Source organism: Brachybacterium sp. sponge (genome assembly GCF_001613775.1).
In the GTDB taxonomy this organism is placed as follows: Bacteria; Actinomycetota; Actinomycetes; order Actinomycetales; family Dermabacteraceae; genus Brachybacterium; species Brachybacterium conglomeratum.
The window spans coordinates 1,651,063-1,671,751 of the sequence record NZ_LRMP01000001.1; the positions used below are offsets into that span (position 1 = coordinate 1,651,063).

Annotated in this window: 16 protein-coding genes; 10 read left to right on the forward strand and 6 right to left on the reverse strand. The window is 74.1% G+C overall.

From position 1 onward, the window contains the following. Window positions 1-27: 27 nt before the first annotated feature. A complete protein-coding gene (locus A4A78_RS07285; RefSeq protein ID WP_062947637.1) occupies window positions 28-1,302 on the forward strand; it encodes a CoA transferase in 1,275 nt (424 codons plus the stop codon). Window positions 1,303-1,378: 76 nt separating this feature from the next. Here the strand turns inward: A4A78_RS07285 and A4A78_RS07290 are convergent, their stop codons facing one another. Further along, a complete protein-coding gene (locus A4A78_RS07290; protein WP_062947638.1) occupies window positions 1,379-4,690 on the reverse strand; it encodes a DEAD/DEAH box helicase in 3,312 nt (1,103 codons plus the stop codon). A gap of 165 nt (window positions 4,691-4,855) precedes the next feature. Here A4A78_RS07290 and glmM point away from each other — a divergent pair, with 165 nt between their 5' ends. After that, the gene (gene glmM / locus A4A78_RS07295) at window positions 4,856-6,202 is read left to right on the forward strand and encodes a phosphoglucosamine mutase (RefSeq protein WP_062947639.1); all 1,347 of its coding nucleotides are present in this window, start codon (window positions 4,856-4,858) and stop codon (window positions 6,200-6,202) included. Window positions 6,203-6,501: 299 nt separating this feature from the next. Here the strand turns inward: glmM and coaA are convergent, their stop codons facing one another. Next, window positions 6,502-7,458: a type I pantothenate kinase gene (gene coaA / locus A4A78_RS07300; protein WP_062947640.1), complete on the reverse strand. Its 957-nt coding sequence runs from the start codon at window positions 7,456-7,458 to the stop codon at window positions 6,502-6,504. Between the two features lie 305 nt (window positions 7,459-7,763). Between coaA and glmS the strand changes: the two genes are divergently transcribed. The 7 genes from glmS (at window position 7,764) to A4A78_RS07335 (ending at window position 15,052) form a co-directional block, all read left to right on the forward strand. Then, entirely contained in the window at window positions 7,764-9,632 is a 1,869-nt protein-coding gene (gene glmS / locus A4A78_RS07305) for a glutamine--fructose-6-phosphate transaminase (isomerizing) (RefSeq protein ID WP_062947641.1), read from the forward strand. A gap of 149 nt (window positions 9,633-9,781) precedes the next feature. After that, the gene (locus tag A4A78_RS07310) at window positions 9,782-10,237 is read left to right on the forward strand and encodes a holo-ACP synthase (protein WP_197466636.1); all 456 of its coding nucleotides are present in this window, start codon (window positions 9,782-9,784) and stop codon (window positions 10,235-10,237) included. Then, complete coding sequence (locus A4A78_RS07315; protein ID WP_062947642.1) at window positions 10,237-11,784, forward strand: NAD(P)H-hydrate dehydratase; 1,548 nt, start codon at window positions 10,237-10,239, stop codon at window positions 11,782-11,784. Before A4A78_RS07310 ends, A4A78_RS07315 begins: the two co-directional genes overlap by 1 nt. Beyond that, window positions 11,781-12,953: an alanine racemase gene (gene alr, locus A4A78_RS07320; RefSeq protein ID WP_062947643.1), complete on the forward strand. Its 1,173-nt coding sequence runs from the start codon at window positions 11,781-11,783 to the stop codon at window positions 12,951-12,953. The genes A4A78_RS07315 and alr overlap by 4 nt, the downstream gene beginning before the upstream one ends. After that, window positions 12,950-13,684, forward strand: coding sequence for a tRNA (adenosine(37)-N6)-threonylcarbamoyltransferase complex ATPase subunit type 1 TsaE (gene tsaE, locus A4A78_RS07325; RefSeq protein ID WP_062947644.1), 735 nt, complete (start codon window positions 12,950-12,952; stop codon window positions 13,682-13,684). The genes alr and tsaE overlap by 4 nt, the downstream gene beginning before the upstream one ends. Then, window positions 13,684-14,427 (forward strand): tRNA (adenosine(37)-N6)-threonylcarbamoyltransferase complex dimerization subunit type 1 TsaB, encoded by a 744-nt coding sequence (gene tsaB / locus A4A78_RS07330; RefSeq protein ID WP_062947645.1) that lies wholly within the window; start codon window positions 13,684-13,686, stop codon window positions 14,425-14,427. The genes tsaE and tsaB overlap by 1 nt, the downstream gene beginning before the upstream one ends. A 73-nt stretch (window positions 14,428-14,500) precedes the next feature. After that, window positions 14,501-15,052 carry a GNAT family N-acetyltransferase gene (locus tag A4A78_RS07335; RefSeq protein ID WP_062947646.1) on the forward strand — a complete coding sequence of 184 codons (552 nt, stop codon included), beginning with the start codon at window positions 14,501-14,503 and terminating at the stop codon, window positions 15,050-15,052. Between the two features lie 74 nt (window positions 15,053-15,126). On the opposite strand, the gene A4A78_RS07340 is transcribed toward A4A78_RS07335, so the two are convergent. Both A4A78_RS07340 and A4A78_RS07345 read right to left on the reverse strand, forming a co-directional pair. After that, complete coding sequence (locus A4A78_RS07340; protein WP_062947647.1) at window positions 15,127-16,839, reverse strand: hypothetical protein; 1,713 nt, start codon at window positions 16,837-16,839, stop codon at window positions 15,127-15,129. After that, on the reverse strand, window positions 16,824-17,744 hold the full coding sequence (locus A4A78_RS07345) for an ABC transporter ATP-binding protein (protein WP_082835220.1): 921 nt from the start codon (window positions 17,742-17,744) through the stop codon (window positions 16,824-16,826). Before A4A78_RS07345 ends, A4A78_RS07340 begins: the two co-directional genes overlap by 16 nt. Before the next feature lie 220 nt (window positions 17,745-17,964). On the opposite strand from A4A78_RS07345, the gene A4A78_RS07350 reads away from it, so the two are divergent. Continuing rightward, the gene (locus tag A4A78_RS07350) at window positions 17,965-19,434 is read left to right on the forward strand and encodes an AI-2E family transporter (RefSeq protein WP_062947648.1); all 1,470 of its coding nucleotides are present in this window, start codon (window positions 17,965-17,967) and stop codon (window positions 19,432-19,434) included. A 97-nt stretch (window positions 19,435-19,531) separates the two neighbouring features. Here A4A78_RS07350 and greA read toward each other — a convergent pair whose 3' ends face one another. Beyond that, window positions 19,532-20,023, reverse strand: a complete 492-nt coding sequence (greA, locus tag A4A78_RS07355; protein WP_010550261.1) for a transcription elongation factor GreA — start codon at window positions 20,021-20,023, stop codon at window positions 19,532-19,534. A gap of 223 nt (window positions 20,024-20,246) precedes the next feature. After that, complete coding sequence (locus A4A78_RS07360; protein WP_062947649.1) at window positions 20,247-20,639, reverse strand: DUF4307 domain-containing protein; 393 nt, start codon at window positions 20,637-20,639, stop codon at window positions 20,247-20,249. Window positions 20,640-20,689 lie beyond the last annotated feature (50 nt).

Sequence of the window (20,689 nt, forward strand, 5' to 3'; positions counted from 1 at the left end):
CCCGAGCGGCGCGATACCGTGCCGGGCATGACCTCCGCCACGGACCGCTGGTGGGATTGCCCGCTGGACGTCGAGACCTTCGCTTGCGACGCCGTGGACCGTGCCCGGGACGCCGCCGCTCACCTCGCCCGCGCACGCGGGCTCGATGTCCATGTCGATACCTCCCCGGCGCTGATCGGCGCGAGCTTCGCCGCCTACGACCACCTGCGCGTTGACGGGGAGGGCGTGGAGACCTGGGCGGAGCTGTCCGGGTTCGTGCGGGCGGCCGACGGATGGGTGCGGCTGCACGGCAACTTCCCCCACCACGCCGCGGCGCTGCGCGAGCTCTACGGGATCCGCGACCGGGCCGGGCTCGAGAGCGTCCTCGCCGGTCGCCGCGCCGCGGACATCGAGGACGAGGTCGCCGAGGCCGGAGGGATCGCGGTCCGGGTCCGGGAGCGCGCCGAGTGGGCACGGCATTCCCAGGCGCTCGCGCGCGCCGGGCACGGCGGGGTCGAGCGCGAGGACCGCGGAGAGCGCCCGGCGCTCCCACCGTTCGACGCGGCGGCGGGCGGCGGCGCCCTGCCGCTGGACGGGGTGCGGGTCCTGGACCTCACCCGCGTGCTCGCCGGACCCACCGCGACCCAGCTGCTCGCGTGCCTCGGCGCCGACGTGCTGCGCGTGGACCCGCCGCAGCGCCCGGAGATCCCCGCCCAGCACCTCGCCACCGGCATGGGCAAGCGCTCGACCCTGCTGGACCTGCGGCGCGAGGAGGACCGCGCCCGCGCGCTGGAGCTCGCCGCCTCGGCCGACGCGATCCTCACCGGCTACCGCCCCGGAGCGCTCGCCCGGCACGGGATGGGTGCCGACGCCCTCGCCCGGATCGCGCCGCAGGCGGTGATCGCCGAGCTCTCCGCCTGGGGAGACACCGGCCCGTGGGGAGGACGCGCCGGCTTCGACTCGATCGTGCAGGCCGCCACGGGGATCGCGAGCCTCTGCAGCACCGAGGACAGGCCCGGGGCGCTGCCCGTCCAGGCGCTCGACCTCGCAACCGGCCACCGGCTCGCCGCCGAGGTGCTGGACGCCTTCGCGGAGGCGCGCGCCCGGACACTGCGCCTCAGCCTGCTCGGCGCCGCCGAGGAGCTGTGGGCGCTGCCGCGCCGGACGGGGGAGAACGGCATCGAGCTCCCGGTGCCGCGGGTCCGGGTCCGGGCGGGGGAGCGGGAGCTGGAGGCGGTGCCGCCGGCCCTGCGCCTCGACGGACGGACGATCGCGCAGGACGTCGGAGAGTACGGGGCTGCCCTGCCTGCCTGGCGGGACTGATCCCGTGTCGGCCGGTGGGACCGACCTCGCACCGATCCCGGGCCGACGTCGGGGCCGAGCCGCGTCGGCCGCTCCCTCAGCTCAGCAGCTCGCGCAGGTCCTCGGCGGTGACGGCGGAGCGGAACGCCTGCCCGCCATCGGTGAGCGAGTCGAACAGCTCGGCCTTGCGGCGCTGCAGCGCCAGGACCTTCTCCTCGATCGTGTCCTCCGCGATCATCCGGTACACCATCACCTGCCGGTCCTGGCCGATGCGATGGGCGCGGTCCACGGCCTGGTTCTCCGCCGCCGGGTTCCACCACGGGTCCAGCAGGAAGACGTAGTCCGCCTCGGTGAGGGTGAGGCCGAAGCCGCCCGCCTTCAGCGAGATCAGGAACACCGGCGCGTCCCCGTCGCGGAAGCCGCTGACGGCCGCATCGCGGTCCCGGTTCGAGCCGTCCAGGTGCGCGAAGTCGATCCCGCGCGCGGAGAGCTCGCCCGCGACCCGGTCGAGATAGGTCGTGAACTGGCTGAACAGCAGCACCCGGTGCCCGTCGCCGATGACCTCCTCGAGCCGGTCGAAGAGCGCCTCGAGCTTAGAGCTGGGCACGTCCGCGTACTCCTCCGCGTCCACCAGCGAGGGGTCCAGCGCCAGCATCCGCAGCAGGGTCAGGGAGCGGAAGACGATGAAGCGGGAGCGGTCCAGGTCCGTGTCGATCAGGCCCAGCACCTTCTTCCGCTCGCGCTGCAGCACCGAGTCGTAGACCGCGCGGTGCTCCGGCGACAGCGTCACCGTGAGCACCTCCTCGTGCTTCTCCGGCAGCTCCTTCGCGACGAGCTCCTTGGTGCGGCGCAGCAGGAAGGGGCGGATCCGACGGCGCAGCTGCTCCATCCGCTGCGGCGCCTCGCCGGTCGCGATCGGGAGCGTGAAGCGCTTGCGGAAGCCGATCGCGGTGCCGAGCAGGCCCGGCGCGACCAGGTCGAGGATCGCCCACAGGTCGTCCAGGGAGTTCTCCATCGGGGTGCCCGTGATCGCGAGGCGCATGCCGGCGCGCACCCGCTTCGCGGCCAGGTGCGTGCGGGAGCGGCGGTTCTTCACGAACTGGGCCTCGTCCAGCACGAAGCCCTGGAAGCGGTACGAGGCGAACAGCTCCTCGTCCAGTCGCAGCACCGCATAGCTGGTCACCACGAGGTCCACGCTCTCGAGGTCCTCCTCGGCGGCGCCGCCGCGGGAGGCGGAGGTGCCCTCGAGCACCCGCACGCGCAGCCCCGGCGCGAAGCGCTCGGCCTCCCGGCGCCACACCGGCAGCACCGAGGCGGGGGCGACGACGAGGAAGGGCGGGGCCGACGGGGACTGCTCGCGGGCATGGGCGATCAGGGCGAGGGTCTGCACCGTCTTGCCCAGGCCCATGTCGTCGGCGAGCACCCCGCCGAGGCCCTGGTCGAAGAGCATGGCCAGCCACGCGAAGCCCTCGCGCTGGTAGGGCCGCAGCTCCGCCTGCAGGCCGCGGGGCAGCGGCGGCGCGGGGCGGTGCTCGAGGGTGCGCAGCGGGTCGACGACCGCGCTCCACTGCGCGCTCGCCTCGGTCTGGTCGGCGATCTCGGCGAGCTCGTCCCACATGTCGACCTGGTACTTCGAGATCCGCTGGACCTCGGGCTCCCACTCCGCGAGCGCCTCGCCCTCGCGGATCAGCTCGCGCAGGGCGTCGAAGGCGGGGTGGTCCAGGGAGAAGTAGGTCTTGTCCGGCATCAGCAGCTTGTCCCGGCCGCGGGCGAGCGCCACGAACAGGCTCGGGAAGGGGATCTGCCGGCCCTCGACGGTGATGTCGAAGCCGAGGTCGAACCAGTCGTTCTTGCCGGGGGAGGCGTGCTGGGTGATCCGCACCTGCGGGGCGCCGTCGAGCTCTCGGTAGGCGTGGCGGGTGCCGGTGACCTCGACCTCTACGTGGTCCAGGGCGTCCAGCGCATCGAGCACGTGGGCGGTGAACTCGGCGGTGTCCACGCCGGAGAGGAGCTGGGCGGCGTCGGTGGGCCGGTGGGGCCACAGGGTCATGGCCTCGGCGATCACCGCGTCCTCGTGGGCGGTGTCGCGGTGCGCGCCCTGGCGCTGGTCGATCGGCAGGCGCCGGTCCGGGTCGTGGTAAGCCCAGGACCAGCGCAGGGCGAGCCGGTCTCCGTCGGCGTAGGCGGCCTCGAGGTGGAGGGCGGGCCGACGGGCCGCCGGCAGCGCGACGCTGCCGTCGAGGCTGGTCATGGGGCTCAGCGCGCGCAGCTTCGGGTAGGCGACCTCGAGGAACGCCTCGCGGTCCGCGGCGGGGACGCGCAGCGGCTCCCGACGGTGCAGGAGGGTGCGCAGGTCGCGCGGCACCGCGGCGGGCAGTGGGGCGATGCGGGCGGCGAGCAGCTCCTCGTCCGCGGGGAGCGCCTCGAGCACCCCGGCGCCGCCGAGCAGCCGGCCGTGCTCCGTCTTGAGGCCGTCGATCGCGAAGCGCGGGGCGACCGCGAGGGCGCCGGTGTCCTGCTCGGAGCGCAGGTCCAGACCCGCCTCCCCGTCGCGCGCGAGGGAGATCGCGGCCAGGCCGCTGCCGGGCAGCAGCTCGACCCCCGCGTCCAGCGCATGGGCGAGCGCCTGCCACAGCAGGGGCGAGGTGATGGTGTTCAGCCACAGGTGGTCGACCGCACCGGAGGTGTAGGAGCGCTCCACCGAGGCGGCCGCGAAGATCCTGGTCAGCGCCTCACCCTGGGCGGGGTCGTACTCGCGGCCCGCGAGGCGGAACTCGAAGCTGCGCCAGGAGAGGTCGCCCTTGATCCACAGGCCCTTGCGTCCGCGGGTCACAGGGCGCAGGCCCAGCCACAGCTCAGCGCCGGCGGCGAGATGCGCGGGCGTGGCGACCTCGCGGTGGTGGCGGGAGGTGCCGGTGCCCGAGGTGGCCGCCTCGAGATCCACCCGTAGCGCGAGCGGCTTCGCGACCGGCCCGGAGCGCGCGGAGGAGGCGCGGGAGCTCAGCAGGGGGCGCAGCACGGTGCGCCACTCCGCGGGCGGCTCCTCCCGCGCGGCGCGGACGGCGAGGTCGTTGGTCCGGTACAGCAGCGCGCCGACGTGCAGGCACGACTCGCCCACCGAGCAGTCGCAGCGCGAGGAGACCGGCCGCCACAGCCCGCCCGGCCCCGGGGTCTGGAAACGGCGGGAGACGGCGTCCTCCTCGTACTCGGTCAGGACTGCCTCGGCGTGATGCGGGGCGCCGTCGGCGTCGGCGACCGGGGCGGACAGGGTCGAGCTCGCCTCGTCCCAGTCCACCGCGCCCACGCTCCCGCCGCGCGCGGCGGCGAGGCTCCTGCCCGCCGTGCGATCGCCCACGTGGTGGCTGATCGCGGAGGGCAGCAGTCGAGGGAGCAGGACCGTTCGGGACATCCCGCCAACGTAACCCGCGCCGCACCCCGTGCACGAGGGATCTCACCGGATTCACGACCCTCAGCGGGTAGTCTCACAGCGTCCTCCCGGTCGCCGCGGCATCGACGACACCGTCGACCCCGACCCGGGAGCAGCACCACCCCCGATACTTCCTAGGAGACCCCCGTGGCACGACTCTTCGGCACCGACGGAGTGCGCGGACGCGCCAACGACGACATCACCGCGGAGCTCGCGGTCGAGCTGTCCGTGGGCGCGGCGCACGTGCTCGGCACGCTCGGCGCCTTCGGCGGCACCCGCCCCCGCGCGATCGTCGCCCGCGACACCCGTCCCTCGGGGCACTTCCTCGCCGCCGCGGTCAGCGCCGGCCTCGCCTCCGCGGGCGTGGACGTGCTCGACGCCGAGGTGCTGCCCACGCCGGGCCTCGCCTATCTCGTGCAGTCCACGGGCGCGGACCTCGGCGTGATGATCTCCGCCTCCCACAACCCCGCCCCCGACAACGGCATCAAGTTCTTCGCCCGCGGCGGCACCAAGCTGCCCGACGAGGTCGAGGACGCGATCGAGGCCCGCCTCGGGGAGCAGTGGGAGCGCCCGCAGGGCACCGACGTCGGCACCATCACCCGCTACGAGGGCGCGATCGAGGAGTACGTGACCCACCTCGTGGGGACCCTGGACCGCTCCCTCGAGGGCCTCACCGTCGTCGCCGACTGCGCCAACGGCGCCGCCGCGATCTCCGGCCCCGAGGCGCTGCGCCGCGCCGGCGCGACCGTGCACGTGATCGGCGACTGCTCCGACGGCGGTCTGATCAACGACGGCGTCGGCTCCACCCACCTCGAGCCGCTGCAGGCCGCGGTGCGCGAGCACGGCGCCGACATCGGCGTGGCCTTCGACGGCGACGCCGACCGCTGCCTCGCCGTCGATGCGGCGGGCGAGATCATCGACGGCGACCAGATCATGGCGATCCTGGCCCTGGACCTCAAGGAGCGCGGCAAGCTCCACGAGGACACCCTGGTCGTCACCGTCATGAGCAACCTCGGCCTCAAGCTCGCCATGAAGGAGCACGGGATCGTGCTGGGGCAGACCGCCGTCGGCGACCGCTACGTGCTCGAGGAGATGAACCTCGGCGGCTTCTCCATCGGCGGCGAGCAGTCCGGCCACGTGATCATCGCCGAGCACGCCACCACCGGTGACGGCGAGCTCACCGCCCTCCACCTGCTGCAGCGGATCGCCGAGACCGGCCGCACCGCCGCCGAGCTCAAGGCCGTCATGACCCGCATGCCGCAGGCGCTGATCAACGTCAAGGACGTCGACAAGGCCAAGGCCACCATCGACCGCGGTGTCGGCGACGCGATCGAGGCGGCGGAGGAGGAGCTCGGGGAGACCGGTCGCGTGCTGCTGCGCCCCTCCGGCACCGAGCCCGTCGTGCGCGTGATGGTCGAGGCCCCCACCGACGAGCAGGCCACCGCCGTGGCCGAGCGCCTCGCCGTCGTCGTCCGCGAGCGCGTCGGGCTCTGACCCCCGCACGGGCCGGGGCCGACGCACACGGCCCCGGCCCGCGCCCGACCGCATCCGGCCCGGCCCGCGCCCGACCGCATCCTGACGGGCGCGGGCGAAGCTTCTGCGCCCGTGACGACTCATGCGAGCCACCGCATGAGTCGTCACGGGCGCAAAAGTGTGGACGCGCGGCGGGGATGCGCGCTGGGGACGCGCGGCGCGCCGGCTCGGAGCTGCGCGGCCGGGTCGCGCCGTGGTCGGACAGGCGCGCAGGGCACGCGCCGGTGCGGCAGGCCCGGCCGGGCCTCGGCCCCGCGGGCTCAGACCTTGCGCAGCAGCACCGAGTGGACGCGGTGCCGGCCGTCCTTGCGCAGCACGAGGTCGGCGCGGCCGCGGGTGGGGATCACGTTCTCGGCGAGGTTCGGGCCGTTGATCGAGCTCCAGATCCGCTGCGCGGTCTGCACGGCCTCCTCGTCGGTGAGGTCGGCGTAGCGGCGGAAGTAGGAGCGCGGGTCGGAGAACGCGGTGCGGCGCAGCGTGAGGAAGCGGTCCACGTACCAGCGCTGGACGTCCTCGGCCCGCGCATCGACGTAGACGGAGAAGTCGAAGAAGTCCGAGACGGCCATGCCGAGCCGTCCGTCGCGGCGGGGCCGGGCCGGCTGCAGCACGTTCAGGCCCTCGACGATGAGCACGTCCGGCTGCTCCACCACCACCTTCTCGTCCTCGAGGATGTCGTAGGTCAGGTGGGAGTAGACCGGCGCCTCGACCCGCTCCTGCCCGGCCTTCACATCCGCCACGAAGCGCAGCAGGCGGCGCCGGTCGTAGCTCTCCGGGAAGCCCTTGCGCTGCATGATCCCGCGCGACTCGAGCACGCGATTGGGGTACAGGAAGCCGTCGGTGGTCACGAGCTGCACGCGCGGGGTCTCGGGCCAGCGGGCCATGAGCTCGCGCAGCAGGCGGGCGGTGGTCGACTTGCCGACGGCCACCGAGCCGGCCACGCCGATGATGTACGGGGTGCGCTGCTGGCGCTGGTCCAGGAACTCCTCCCGCGCGCGTCGCAGCGACTGCGCGGCGGCGACCTGGATGTTCAGCAGGCGCGAGATGGGGCGGTAGACGGCGTCGACCTCGGAGAGGTCCACCCGGTCGCCGAGGCCCCGCAGGCGGTCCACGTCCCCCTCGTCCAGTGGCAGCGGGGTCTGCTGGGAGAGCCGGGCCCAGTCCTCTCGGAGGATCTCCTCGAACGGGGTGACCGTGGCGTGCGCCGATGCTGCCTTCATGCGGGAGATTCTTCCAGCATTCCGGCGCCGAGCCGTGCAGCGGTGCGTCGACCCACCGGGCGGAGCCGTTCCCGGCGCCCGGCCCGGCACGGCCCGGCGCCCTGTCCGGCCGCGACCGACGGGACGACCGGGTGCAGGGGACGGGGCGGGGCGACCAGCGCGCTCGGTCCCGTCTGCGTATTTCTGATCGGTCCCGTGCACGCTCGGCCACGCCTGCGCGGCGAGGGGCCGCGAGGTGAGGAACGACTCGCTCGGATCCTGTGTGCACGGCGTCGTGCGGGACGCGGAAAGCTACGGTGAGCGGCATGTGTGGAATCGTCGGATACGCAGGCCCCCGCGCCGCAGCACCCTCCTCCCGTCCCGTGGACGTGGCCCTCCAGGGCCTCGCCCGCCTCGAGTACCGCGGCTACGACTCCGCGGGCGTCGCCGTCCTGGACGACGGCGCCGTGCGCGTGACCAAGCGCGCCGGCAAGCTCGCGAACCTCCGCGAGGCGCTCGAGGGCTCCTCGGAGTCCACCGGGCACGTCGCCATCGCGCACACCCGCTGGGCCACCCACGGCGGCCCCACGGACGGCAACGCCCACCCCCACCTCGGCGGCCGCGACGGCGAGCTCGCCCTGGTCCACAACGGCATCATCGAGAACTTCGCCGCGCTGCGCGCCGAGCTCGAGGCCGACGGCTTCACCTTCTCCTCCGAGACCGACTCCGAGGCCGCCGCGCACCTGGTCGCCCGTGAGATGGAGGCCGCCGGCGACCTCACCGAGGCGATGCGCCGCACCGCCGCGAACCTCGAGGGCGCCTTCACGCTCCTGGCCGTCCACCGCGACGCGCCGGACGTCGTCGTCGCCGCTCGCCGCAACTCCCCGCTGGTCGTCGGCCTCGGCGAGGGCGAGAACTTCCTCGGCTCCGACGTCGCCGCCTTCGTCGACTCCACCAAGGAGGCGCTCGAGATCGGCCAGGACCAGGTCGTCACCGTCTCCGCCGACTCCGTCGCGATCGTCGACTTCGACGGCAACGAGGTCACCGATGCCAAGCGCTACACCATCGAGTGGGACGCCGCGGCCGCGCAGAAGGGCGGCTACGACTCCTTCATGGCCAAGGAGATCCACGAGCAGGCCGACGCCGTCGCCGACACCCTCCGCGGCCGCCTCGAGAACGGCACCCTCCAGCTCGACGACATGGAGATCGACCCCTCAGTGCTGCGCAGCATCGACAAGATCGTCGTGATCGCCTGCGGCACCGCCGCGAACGCCGGCGCCGTCGCGAAGTACGCGATCGAGCACTGGTGCCGCATCCCCACCGAGGTCGAGCTCGCCCACGAGTTCCGCTACCGCGATCCGGTCGTCACCGAGAAGACCCTGGTCGTCGCGATCTCCCAGTCCGGCGAGACGATGGACACCCTGATGGCGGTGCGCCACGCCCGCGAGCAGGGCGCGAAGGTCATCGCGCTGTGCAACACCCGCGGCTCCACCATCCCGCGCGAGTCCGACGCGGCGCTGTACCTGCACGTCGGCCCCGAGATCGCGGTCGCCTCCACCAAGGCGTACCTCGGCCAGATCGTCGCCAGCTACCTGCTGGGCCTGTTCCTCGCCCAGGTGCGCGGCAACCTCTTCCCCGACGAGATCGCGGCGCTGATGGAGGACCTCGAGCAGATCCCCGCCCAGATCCAGCAGGTCCTGGACAGCTCCGCGCAGGTCGAGCAGCTCGCCAAGGACATGAAGGACGTCTCCAGCGTGCTGTTCCTGGGTCGTCACGTCGGCTACCCCACCGCGATGGAGGGCGCGCTCAAGCTCAAGGAGATCGCCTACATCCACGCCGAGGGCTTCGCCGCCGGCGAGCTCAAGCACGGCCCGATCGCCCTGGTCGAGGAGGGGCAGCCGGTGTTCGTCATCGTGCCCTCCCCGCGCGGCCGTCACTCCCTGCACTCCAAGGTCGTCTCCAACATCCAGGAGGTGCGCGCCCGCGGCGCCCGCACCCTGGTGATCGCCGAGGAGGGCGACGACGCGGTGCTGCCCTACGCCGACGAGGTGATCCGCGTGCCCGCCACGCGCACCCTCTTCGCGGCGCTGCTGACCGTGATCCCGCTGCAGATCTTCTCCTGCGAGCTCGCGACCGCGAAGGGCCTGGACGTGGATCAGCCCCGCAACCTCGCGAAGTCCGTCACCGTCGAGTGACCCGCCGCCTCGGATGAGCTGTCCCGTCGGGATCGCTCGTCCGACGGGCCTCTCCGCGTTCGCAGGAGCAGCTCTCCGGGCGGCACCTCGCGCCGTCGACCACCGGCCGCCTCGCCCCGCGAGGCGGCCGGTGGTGTGATACTGCCCCCGTGAGCACCTTTCCCACCGCGACCCCGACGCCCGGCCCCGACGAGACCTTCGGGGGGCGGGCGTTCGCGCCGCGGGAGGACGGGAGGATCGTCGGCGTCGGCGTGGACGTCGTGGACATCCCGCGCCTGGACGCGATGATCTCCCGCACCCCCGCCCTGCTGGACCGCCTCCTGACCCCGGGGGAGCGGGAGCTCTCGCCGGCCTCGCGCGCGGCGCGGGTCGCCGCGAAGGAGGCGGTGGGCAAGGCCCTCGGCGCGCCCGGTGACTTCTCCTGGCAGGACGTGACCGTCGAGCGCGCCGCCGGCCGGCGCCCGCACCTGCGTCTGCGGGGCGCGACCCTCGCCGCCGCCGAGCGGCAGGACGTCGAGCACCTGCACCTCTCCCTCTCGCACGACGGCGCGATCGCGACCGCGATCGTCGTCGCCGAGCGCGCCTCCGCCCCGAGGAGCCTGTGATGCTGCGGGCCCACGGCGCCGAGGCGGTCCGCGAGGCCGAGCGGCCCCTGCTCGAGGCGGGGGAGCCGCTCATGCTCCGCGCCGCCGCGGCGCTGGCCGAGCGCGCCGTCCACCACCTGCGCTCGGCGCCCTTCGCCCCGCAGGTGCTGGTCCTGGCCGGGGCGGGCTCCAACGGCGGCGACGGCCTCCACGCCGCCGCGATCCTGCGCCGCGAGCACTCCCTGGCCGCCGACGCGATCACCACCGCTCCGCGCCGCCACGAGGAGGGGGCCGCCGCGCTGGAGGCGGCGGGCGGGACCCTCCTCCCGCTCGCGAGTCTCGACGAGGAGCGCCTCGACCACCTCCTCAGCGGCGCCGACCTGGTGATCGACGCGATCCTCGGGATCGGCGGCCGCCCCGAGGCGCCCGCCGAGCTCCTGCCCCTGCTCGAGGCGGTGCGCCGCAGCGGCGTGCCCGTCCTCGCCGCGGACCTGCCGAGCTTCGTCGACGCCACCACCGGGCAGGCCGCTCCCGAGGCGCTCCGGGCCCGGGAGACCGTCACCTTCGGTGCCGTGAAGGCGGGACTGCTGCTGCCCGGCGGCGCCGAGCTCGCCGGGACCGTGCACCTGGTGGACCTCGGCCTGGACGAGCACCTCCCCGCCCGTGCGGAGGTCGAGCGGCTCGAGGACGCCAACGTGCGCGCCCTCCTCCCGCGCCCGGGCCGCGACTCCACCAAGTACCGCCGCGGCGTGGTCGCCCTCGCGGCCGGCAGCGAGCAGTATCCCGGCGCCGCGGTCCTCGCCGTCTCCGGCGCCGCCCGCACCGGCGCGGGCATGGTCCGCTGCCTCGCCCCGCAGGCCGTGCTCGACCTGGTGCTGCGGGCCCGTCCCGAGACCGTCGGCCATCCCGTCGGCCCCGGCCGTGCCGGCGGTCGGGTGCTGGACGACGAGACCCTCGCCCGCACCCATGCCGTCGTGATCGGCCCCGGCCTGCCCGCCGACGACCCGCGCGTGCGCCGGGGCGTCGCGCTGCTGGCCGGGCAGATGGACGTGCCGTCGGCCTCGCCGCGCCGCGGCGTGCTCGACGCGGGCGCGCTCGGGGCGATCGACCCCGGCGTCCGCTTCGGCCCCGACGTGGTGCTCACCCCGCACCGCGGCGAGGCCGAGCGCCTCGCCCGCCGCCTCGATGTCGACCCGGACCTGCCCGCCCCCGAGCTCGCCCGCGCGCTGGCCGCCGCGACCGGCGCGACCGTGCTGCTCAAGGGCGCGATCACCCTCGTCGCCCCCGGGGACGGCGGGCCGCTGCGCTCCCAGGACGACGCCACGCCCCAGCTCGCGACCGCCGGTACCGGCGACGTGCTCGCCGGGGTGCTCGGCGCCCTCCTCGCCGCGGGCCTGCCCGGGCCCGACGCCGCCGCGCTCGCGGCGCTGCTGCACGGCCGCGCCGGGCGCCTCGCCTCGCGTGACGGACTGCACCCCCTGGTCGCCCTCGACGTCGCGGACTCTCTGCCGGGGACCATCGGGACTATCCTGGCGGACGCCCAGGACCTGAACCGAGGAGCCCGATGACCATCCCGATCCCTGCCGAGGACCCGCGGCACGTGCCCAACCGGGCGGTGATCGACCCCTCCGCGATCACGCAGAACACGCGGGCGCTGGGCACCCTCCTGGAGGAGCAGACGGCGCTGATGGCGGTCGTGAAGGCCGACGGCTACGGGCACGGCATGCTCACCGCCGCCCGGGCCGCGCTCGAGGGCGGCGCGACCTGGCTGGGCGTCGCCCATCCCGCGAGCGCGCTGGCGCTGGCCCGCGCGGACCTCGACGCGCAGATCCTCACTTGGCTGTACGAGCCGCACACCGCGCGGATCGTGCTGCCCGAGGTGCTGCGCTCCGGCGTCGACGTCGCCGTCGGCTCCCCGGAGATGCTGCAGCTCGTCGCCGAGGCCGCCCGCGAGGCCGACCGCCGCGCCCGCGTCCACCTCAAGATCGACACGGGCATGGGTCGCAACGGCGTTCTGCCCTGGCAGGTCCGGGAGATGGGCGCCGCGATCCGCGACGACGACTTCCTCCAGCTCACCGCCGCCTGGACCCATCTGACCAGCGCGGACGTTCCCGAGGAACCCTCCATCGACCAGCAGGCGGAGCTGTTCGACTCGGCCTGCGCGGCGCTCGAGGACGAGGTGGGACCGATCCCGCTGCAGCACATCGCGAACTCCGCCGCGACCCTGACCCGCCCCGACCTGCACCGCGACATCGTGCGTCCCGGCATCGCGCTGTACGGCTACCCGCCGGTCCCGGCCGACGTGCCGCTGCGTCCCGCGATGACCCTCTCCAGCCGGCTCGCGCTGGTCAAGGAGGTGCCCGAGGGGCACAGCGTCGGCTACGGCCGCATCCACCGCACCAGCCGCGCCACGACCCTGGGCCTGGTGCCGATCGGCTACGCCGACGGCCTCCACCGCACCGCCTCGGACAGCATCGACGTGCTCGTGCGCACCCGGAGCGGGGACCGCCGCGTCCCCCAGGTGGGCCGGATCAGCATGGACCAGATCGTCGTGGACCTCGGCCCCGAGACTGCCGCCCGCGCCGGCGACGAGGTGGTCCTGTTCGGCGACGCGGGCGGAGAGCCCGACGCCCCCTCCGCCCCGACCGCGGACCACTGGGCCCGCGCCGCGGAGACCATCCCCTACGAGGTGCTGACCTCCGTCTCCGGGCGCGTCACCCGGGAGGTGCGCGCATGAGCGCGCTGGACGGGACCGGCGCGGACGCGCTCGGCGTCGACGGACCCGGCGCTCCGGGCGGAGCGCGCGGCACGGCGGGGGAGGCCGACGGCGCCCTCGTGCTGCGCACCCGCGACGCGGACGGCACCCGCGCCCTCGCCCGGGCGCTCTCCGGGGCGCTGCGCGCGGGTGACCTGCTGGTCCTGGACGGACCGCTCGGCGCCGGCAAGACCACCTTCACCCAGGGCCTCGGCGCCGGCCTCGGCGTGCGCGGCCCCGTCGCCTCGCCCACCTTCGTGATCGAGCGGGTCCACCCGAATCTTGCCGAGGGCCCCGACCTCGTGCACGTGGACGCCTACCGCCTCGGCGGCGAGGGCGAGATCGACGACCTCGACCTCGAGGCCGACCTCGACCGCGCCGTGACCGTCGTGGAATGGGGCAGGGACCGGGTCGAGCATCTCGCGGACTCCGTGCTGCTGGTCGAGCTCGAGCGGCCCGACCGGGTCGACGACCCGCTGGACCCGGACGAGCCCCGCACGCTGCGGCTCACCCCACGCGGGCCCCGCTGGGACGCCGCCGCGATCGCCGCGCTCGAGGCGGCGCTCGCCGCGGTCGCCGGACCGGACGGCACCGCCGAGCCTGCCGATGCCGCGGCCGCCCGCGACGCCTCCGCCTCGGAGGCCGCCACGACGACCGCCGACGGGCCGGCCCGCGGCCGCCCGACCACCGACACCGCCGAGGGAGAGCGCTGATGCTGCTGGGAATCGACACCTCCGGAGCGGTGAGCGTCGCCGTCGCCCGCGGAGAGCTGGTCGCGGGAGCCGCGGCCCCGTCCGAGGGCGCGGCGCAGTCCTCGGGCGCCGAGCTCGAGGTCCTCGCCGTCCGCTCCGACCACCGCTCGCGCCACCACGACGAGGTGCTGCTCGCCCTGGTGGAGGAGACCCTGCAGGCCGCGGGCGTCACCCGGGGCGAGCTGACCGGCGTGGTCGTCGGCCGCGGCCCGGGCCCCTTCACCGGGCTGCGCGTGGGGCTCGTCTCCGCCCGCTCGATCGCCTCCGTGCTCGGCGTGCCCCTGCACGGGCTGAGCTCCCTGGACGCCCTCGCCCACCAGGCCCTCGCCGCCGTGCCCGCAGAGCGCGGCCCCGTCACCGTCGGCGTGGCGCTCGATGCTCGCCGCCGCGAGGTCTACCACGCCCGCTACCGCCGCAAGGCGGGCGGCGAGATCCTCCGCGTCGCGGAGCCGTCCGTCGACGCCCCCGCCGAGGTCGCCGCGGAGCTGACCGCCTGCGACCTGCTCGTCGGCTCCGGCACCGCACTGTATCCCGAGCTGCTGCCCGCGACCGTCGAGCTCGAGCACGTCGACGCCGGGCACCTGCTGCTGGCCGCCTCCGCCCTCGCCGTCCGCGGCGAGGACCTCACGAGCACCGAGCCGATGTACCTGCGTGAGCCCGACGCCGCGAAGCCCACCGCGCGCAAGAGCGCTCTGGGGCGCTGAGGTGACGGCCGCCGACGGGGCCGACGGCCCGGCCGGAGCGCCCAGTGCGCGCCCGGCGAGCGGTGAGGACCCGGTGGGTGGTGCTGGCTCGACCGGTAGTGCCGGCGCCTCCTGGTCCCTGCGCCCGGCGACCCTCGAGGACGTCGAGGAGATCGCCTTCGCCGAGCTCGAGCTGTTCCCCGACGAGGCCTGGAGCGTGTTCCAGCTCGCCGAGGAGATCGAGCATCCCGACCGCCGCTATGTCGTCGCGGTCGAGGGAGGGGCCGAGCCGACCCGCAGCGCCGACGGGCGGACCCTTCCCGGACGCGGCGGTGCGCTGCTCGGCTACGCGGGGATCATGCTCGCTGGCGACCTCGCCGACCTCCACACCATCGGCACCCGCCGCGAGGGTGAGGGCATCGGCCGTGCCCTGCTCGCCTGGTGCGAGGAGCAGGCCCGCACCGGCGGCGCCGAGCGGATGCTGCTCGAGGTGCGCGAGGACAATGCCCGTGCCCGCGCCGTCTACGCGGCAGCCGGGTACCGGGAGATCGGCCGCCGTCGCGGTTACTACCGGATCCGCGGCCGACGCATCGACGCGCTGGTCATGGAGCGCGAGCTCGGTGCGCTCGGCGGCCCGTCGGCCTGACCCTCCCCGGTCGCCTGCCACTGCCGGGTGCAGGGCCGGAGGCGCCAGGTCAGCAGCCCTGGCCCGGCACCGGCTCAGACGTGGTCGCGGACCTTCTGGAAGATGTCCGGGTAGCGGGCGTCCAGGCGGGCCGTCGCGATGCGCAGACCGATCATCAGCACCACCACGCCGATCACGATCGCCAGCACGCCGGCCCCGGTGATCAGCGCCAGGTTCCCCGCGATCACGCCCCAGATCCCGAGACCCAGCGGCGGCAGCATCGGCACGAACACCGTCACCATCGAGATCGCCATCGAGAGCATGGCATTCGAGCTCGAGGCGGACTTGTCCTTCATCGGGTTGGTGCCCGGGGGAGAGCTCGGGTAGGGCAGCAGCACGCCCACCACCATCGAGGTGCCCCAGCCGGAGATCATCGCGCCGAGCGAGCCGAGCAGGGTCATCGGGATCAGCTCCGGCAGTCCGTACAGCAGCGGCAGCGCGACCGTGATCACCACGACCGCGGGGATCATCAGCACCGCCATCGCCGCGATGCGGCCCAGCAGGTTCGCGCGGGCCGGGGCGCCGGCGACGATGTTGACCCAGCCGGACGGTCCGTCGAAGCCGAACTCGTTGGAGATGCTCAGCCCTGTCATCGCGCACATGAACACGGCCATGCCCAGCATCATCGGACGGGCCTCGGGGACCATGAACCCCATCGCCACGAAGAACACGATCACCACAGGGTAGATGCCGAGGGCGGCGAGATATCGGGTGTCCCGTCGCCAGTAGCGCAGGGACTTGCCCATCACGGCGCCGAAGGGGCCGGCGGGCACGAAGCGCGGCACGAGCGGGGAGACCTTCGCCTGGCCCGAGGAGGCGTCCCCGGTCAGCGCCGAGGTCATCGACAGATCGATCGAGCGCCGCCACCACAGCCAGACCAGCACGATCGTCGCCGCACCGATCAGGGCGCGCAGCAGCGCCGTGAGCACCCGGCCCTCGGCGAGATCCATCGGCACGGAGAACAGCGCACCGAGCGGCGTCCAGGCCAGCACCTCGGTCGCCAGCGGCAGCTGCTCGCGCACCCAGGACATGTCGAGGTCCTCGATGCGCTGGGCGGAGAGCGAGAAGGCGTAGATCGCCACGAACATCGCCAGGAAGCCGAAGATCCCGCCGAGCTCGCGGCCCTTGCGGCTCGAGGCCCGGGCGGCGGAGTGGGCGAACCAGGCCCGCGGCAGCAGCAGGCACAGCGCGAGGCCGGCGAGGTTCGCGGGGATCAGCGCAAGGGAGCCGAGCACGACCCACCCGGCGCCCTGACCGAACAGCACCAGCCACAGCAGCTCGAAGGCGGTGGCGATCGCGAGCGCGAGCAGCGTGAAGAGGCTCGGCAGGCTCAGCGCGGCCGCGGCGAACATCCCCGGCTGCAGCTCCTTCGCGCTGCGGGGGTGGAGCGCGAAGGCGCGCGGGTCCAGGGTGTCGTCGATCCCGAAGGCGAGGACGGGGATCAGGAACCACAGCAGCACGGTGACGGCGCCGAGGCCGCGCACGAGCTGCGGGAACAGCTCGCCCTCCCCGGCCCACAGCGTGGTGCCCAGGAACAGGAAGACCAGCAGCGCCAGGCCGCCCAGGCTGTAGAGCGCCCCGATCGAGGTGCCGATGATCTTGCCGACGTTCTTGCGGTAGGACCGCTTCCACAGCGTCCACTTGAGCTTCAGCTGCAGGCGCACCAGGTCGCGTCCGCGGATCTCGCCGTGGTGGACGTCCTGCGCGGCCGCGGTCCGGGCGTGCTCGGTGCTCAGGACTCCAACCACGACAGGCTCCCCTCCGCGACGTCCCCGCCGCCGACGAGGTCGATGAAGGTCTGCACAAGGCTGCCGCCCTGGCGCACCTGGTCGAGGGTGCCGTCGGCCATCAGCCGCCCCTCGGCGATGATCGCGACGTGGCTGCACAGCCCCTCGACCAGCTCCATGACGTGGCTGGAGAGCACGACCGTGCCGCCGCCCTCGACGTACGCGGTGAGGATCGTGCGGATCACCTGCGCGGAGACCGGGTCGACGGCCTCGAGCGGCTCGTCGAGCACGAGCAGGCGCGGGGCGTGCAGCAGGGCGCTCGCCAGCAGGATCTTCTTGGTCATGCCGGCGGAGTAGTCCACGACCAGCTTCCCGTCCTCGCCCGCGAGGTCGAGCGCGGTCAGCAGCGACTCCATCCGCTCCTCGACCACGGCCGGCTCCATCCCCCGGAGCAGGCCGACGTAGGTCAGCAGCTCCCGTCCGGTGAGCCGGTCGAAGGTGCGCAGCCCGTCGGCGAGGACGCCGAGGCGCGCCTTGGCCGCCTGCGGCTCGGCCCACATGTCGTGGCCGAGCACGTGCGCGGTGCCGTCGTCGGGCCGCAGCAGGCCTGTCGCCATCGACAGGGTGGTGGTCTTGCCGGCGCCGTTGGGACCGACGATCCCGTAGAACGAGCCCTGCGGCACGTCCAGGGACAGGCCGTGGACCACCTCGGTGCCGGAGAAGGACTTGCGCAGCCCGCGGATCGACAGCGCGGTCGAGCTCGGGACCGAGGCCTCGGCGGAGACCGGGGCGGCGGCACCGGCGAGCGGGCCGGGCGCCTCGGCGGTGCCGGAGGGGTGGGCCGGGGGCTGCGCCGAGGTCCCTCCCGCCTCCGGGGCGGTCCCCGGGACAGGAGGAGGGGAGGGGAGGGAGGGGTCGCTGTGCATGGGGTCACGCTATCGGCCGGTCCGTCCGCGACGATCCCTCCCACGGCGGGCGGGACCTCGACCTTCGTCGGTGCTCGACCGCGGCGGAGCATCGGTCGAACCGGGATCGAGCCGTCGTCGAAGGCGCAGGCTGTCGCGGAGGAGAGTGGCAGTCGCGGAGCAGAGCGAGGCGGTGACTAGGATGCCGGTGAGTCACCGTGGCTCGAACGGAAGGAGCCCCATGTCGAATCCGCGCCCCGCCCCCGGGGACTCGGGTCTCGCCCCCGAGGTCCAGGAGATCCCGATCGGAGTGCGCCGGGCCGCGTCATGGTCGTGGCGACTGCTCGTGATCGTCGCCGCCGGCGCGCTGCTGCTGTGGGGGCTCACCCAGGTCACGACCATCGTGATCCCCGTGCTCATCGCGATCCTGCTCGCCGCGCTGCTCCAGCCCGTGGTCAAGATCCTCACCCGCTACACGTTCCTGGGCCGTGCCGCCTCCAGCGGCATCGCGCTGCTGGGCCTGCTGCTCGTGATCGCCGGGATGTTCACCCTCGCCGGGCGGCAGCTGATCGCCCAGTGGGACGACATCCAGAGCCGCGCGGTGCAGGGGTTCCAGGCGCTGCTGGAGTGGGTGCAGAGCACGTTCCAGATCGACACCCCGATGATCGACTCCGCCCTTCAGGAGGGCCTCGAGCAGCTGCAGCAGTACTCGGGCCAGCTGGTCAGCGGCGCGGTCACCACCGCCGCCGCGCTCGGCAACATCGGCACCGGGATCGTCGTCGCCCTGTTCACTCTGTTCTTCATGCTCTCCGGCGGTGCCGGGATCTGGCGCTGGACCGTCGGCCTGATGCCGCCCGCCGCCCGTGTGCCCACCCACGAGGCGTTCCGTCGCGGGTGGAAGGCGCTGTCGGCCTACGTGCGCACCCAGGTCCTGGTCGCCGCGGTCGACGCGACCGGCATCGCGATCGGCATGGTCGCGCTGAGCCTGGGCTCCTACGCGGTGCCGATCTGGCTGCTGGTCTTCCTGTTCAGCTTCATCCCGCTGGTCGGTGCCATCGCCTCGGGCGCGATCGCCGTGCTGCTGGTGCTGGTGCTGAACGGATGGGTCGGCGCGCTGATCATGCTCGCCATCGTGCTCGCGGTGCAGCAGATCGAGGGCAACGTCCTCCAGCCCTTCATCATGGGCAAGGCCGTCGAGATCCACCCCCTCGGCGTGTTCCTCGGCGTGGCCCTCGGCGCGATGATCGCCGGGATCCCGGGCGCGCTGTTCGCGATCCCGCTGATCGCCTTCGTCAACGCGACGCTGCTGTACGTGGTGGGCCGCGATCCGAGCCCCGAGCTCGGCCACGACAAGGCCAGCGCCGAGCACTTCGCGGCGCTCGGCGCCGGCGTGCCCGCGCACCAGCTGGCCGAGGCCTCCTCGGACTCCGAGGCGCAGCGGGCGTCGGCCGACGAGGACTCCGCGGCGGACCTGGCGATGCTCGGCACCGTCCCCGCCGCCGAGCGCCGGAGCGCGACGGAGGGCGGAGCGACGCCGACGGGGGCCGGCGCGCACGCCGCCGACGGGACGGACGCGCAGGACGCCGGCGCGGCCGGGTCGCACGCCGCCGACGCGACGGGGACGACGTCCCCCGAGGCGTCGACCGACCAGGTGGACGGGGCGCCTGCCGAGCAGCCCGCACCGCGTCACCGTGAGGACGAGCGGGACTGACCCCGCTCGCAGCGCGAGAGAGCCCCTTCCGGCAGGCGCCGGAAGGGGCTCTCTCGTCGGTCCGGGCAGTGCCCCCTCGCCCCGTGGGGCGCGCGGCTCAGGCCGAGTACGGCTTGGCGCGGAGGATCTCGATCGGGAAGGACTTCCCGGTCGGCGCGGTGTAGTCGACGGTGTCGCCGACCTTCGAGCCGTGGATCGCGCTGCCCAGCGGCGACTCGATGGAGTAGACCTCCAGGTCGTCGTCGCCGTCGGCGATCTCGCGGTTGCCCAGCAGGAAGGTGCGCTCCTTGCCGGCCATCGAGATCGCCACGACCATGCCGGGCTCGACGACGCCGTCGTCCTTCGGGGACTCCCCGACCACGGCGTTCTTCAGCAGGCGCTGGAGGTCCGCGATGCGCGCCTCCATCTTGCCCTGCTCCTCGCGGGCGGCGTGATAGCCGCCGTTCTCCTTGAGGTCGCCCTCGTCGCGAGCCGCGGCGATGCGCTCGGCGATCTCGGTGCGGCCCGGGCCCTCGAGCTCGGCGAGCTCCTTGGCCAGGCGGTCGTACGCGTCCTGGGTGAGCCAGGCGCCATTCGGCTGGCTGCTCATGGGTTCACTCCTGTCGTCCTCGGTGAAGCGCACGGGGACGAAGACCCCCAATACGCGAATCACGGGGCACATGTCCTCATGCGCCCCGTGTGCGGGTGATGATGACCGGTCGTTCGCCGGTTCCGGGCAACATTACACGGCGCGCTGTGCATTTCCCGGGACCGGTGGACGTTTTACGCGCATCGTGAAATCCGCGGGAATGGTCCGCCGGTCGGCAGCGGGGTCAGCCGACGGTGCAGCCGACGACCTCGGCGGAGACCGCCTCGCCCTGGGTGGAGATCTCGACGTGGTGCGCGGTGCGGCGCTCGGTCTGCGCCGGGATCGTGGTCTCGACGAAGCCGACCTGCGCGCGCCCCTCGTTCATCGCCTGGATCCGGCAGGTCGCCTCGGTGCCGGGCGCCATCGTCACCACGAAGTCCACGCCGATGCGGTCGGAGGCGAGGTGGTCGTAGGCCAGGACGTCGTAGCGGACCTCCTCGCGCGCGACTAAGAGCCCCACCACGATCACGATCGCGACGAACACCGCGCCGGCGACGGCGACGAGGATCTTCGCGGTGCGGGGGGAGACGAGCGGTCCGCCGTAGCGCTGGCGGTGGAGCTCCTCGGCATCGTCCATGCGCCCAGTCTCCCAGACCCTCCCCGGGAGCGGCCCGGGAGCGCGGGCGG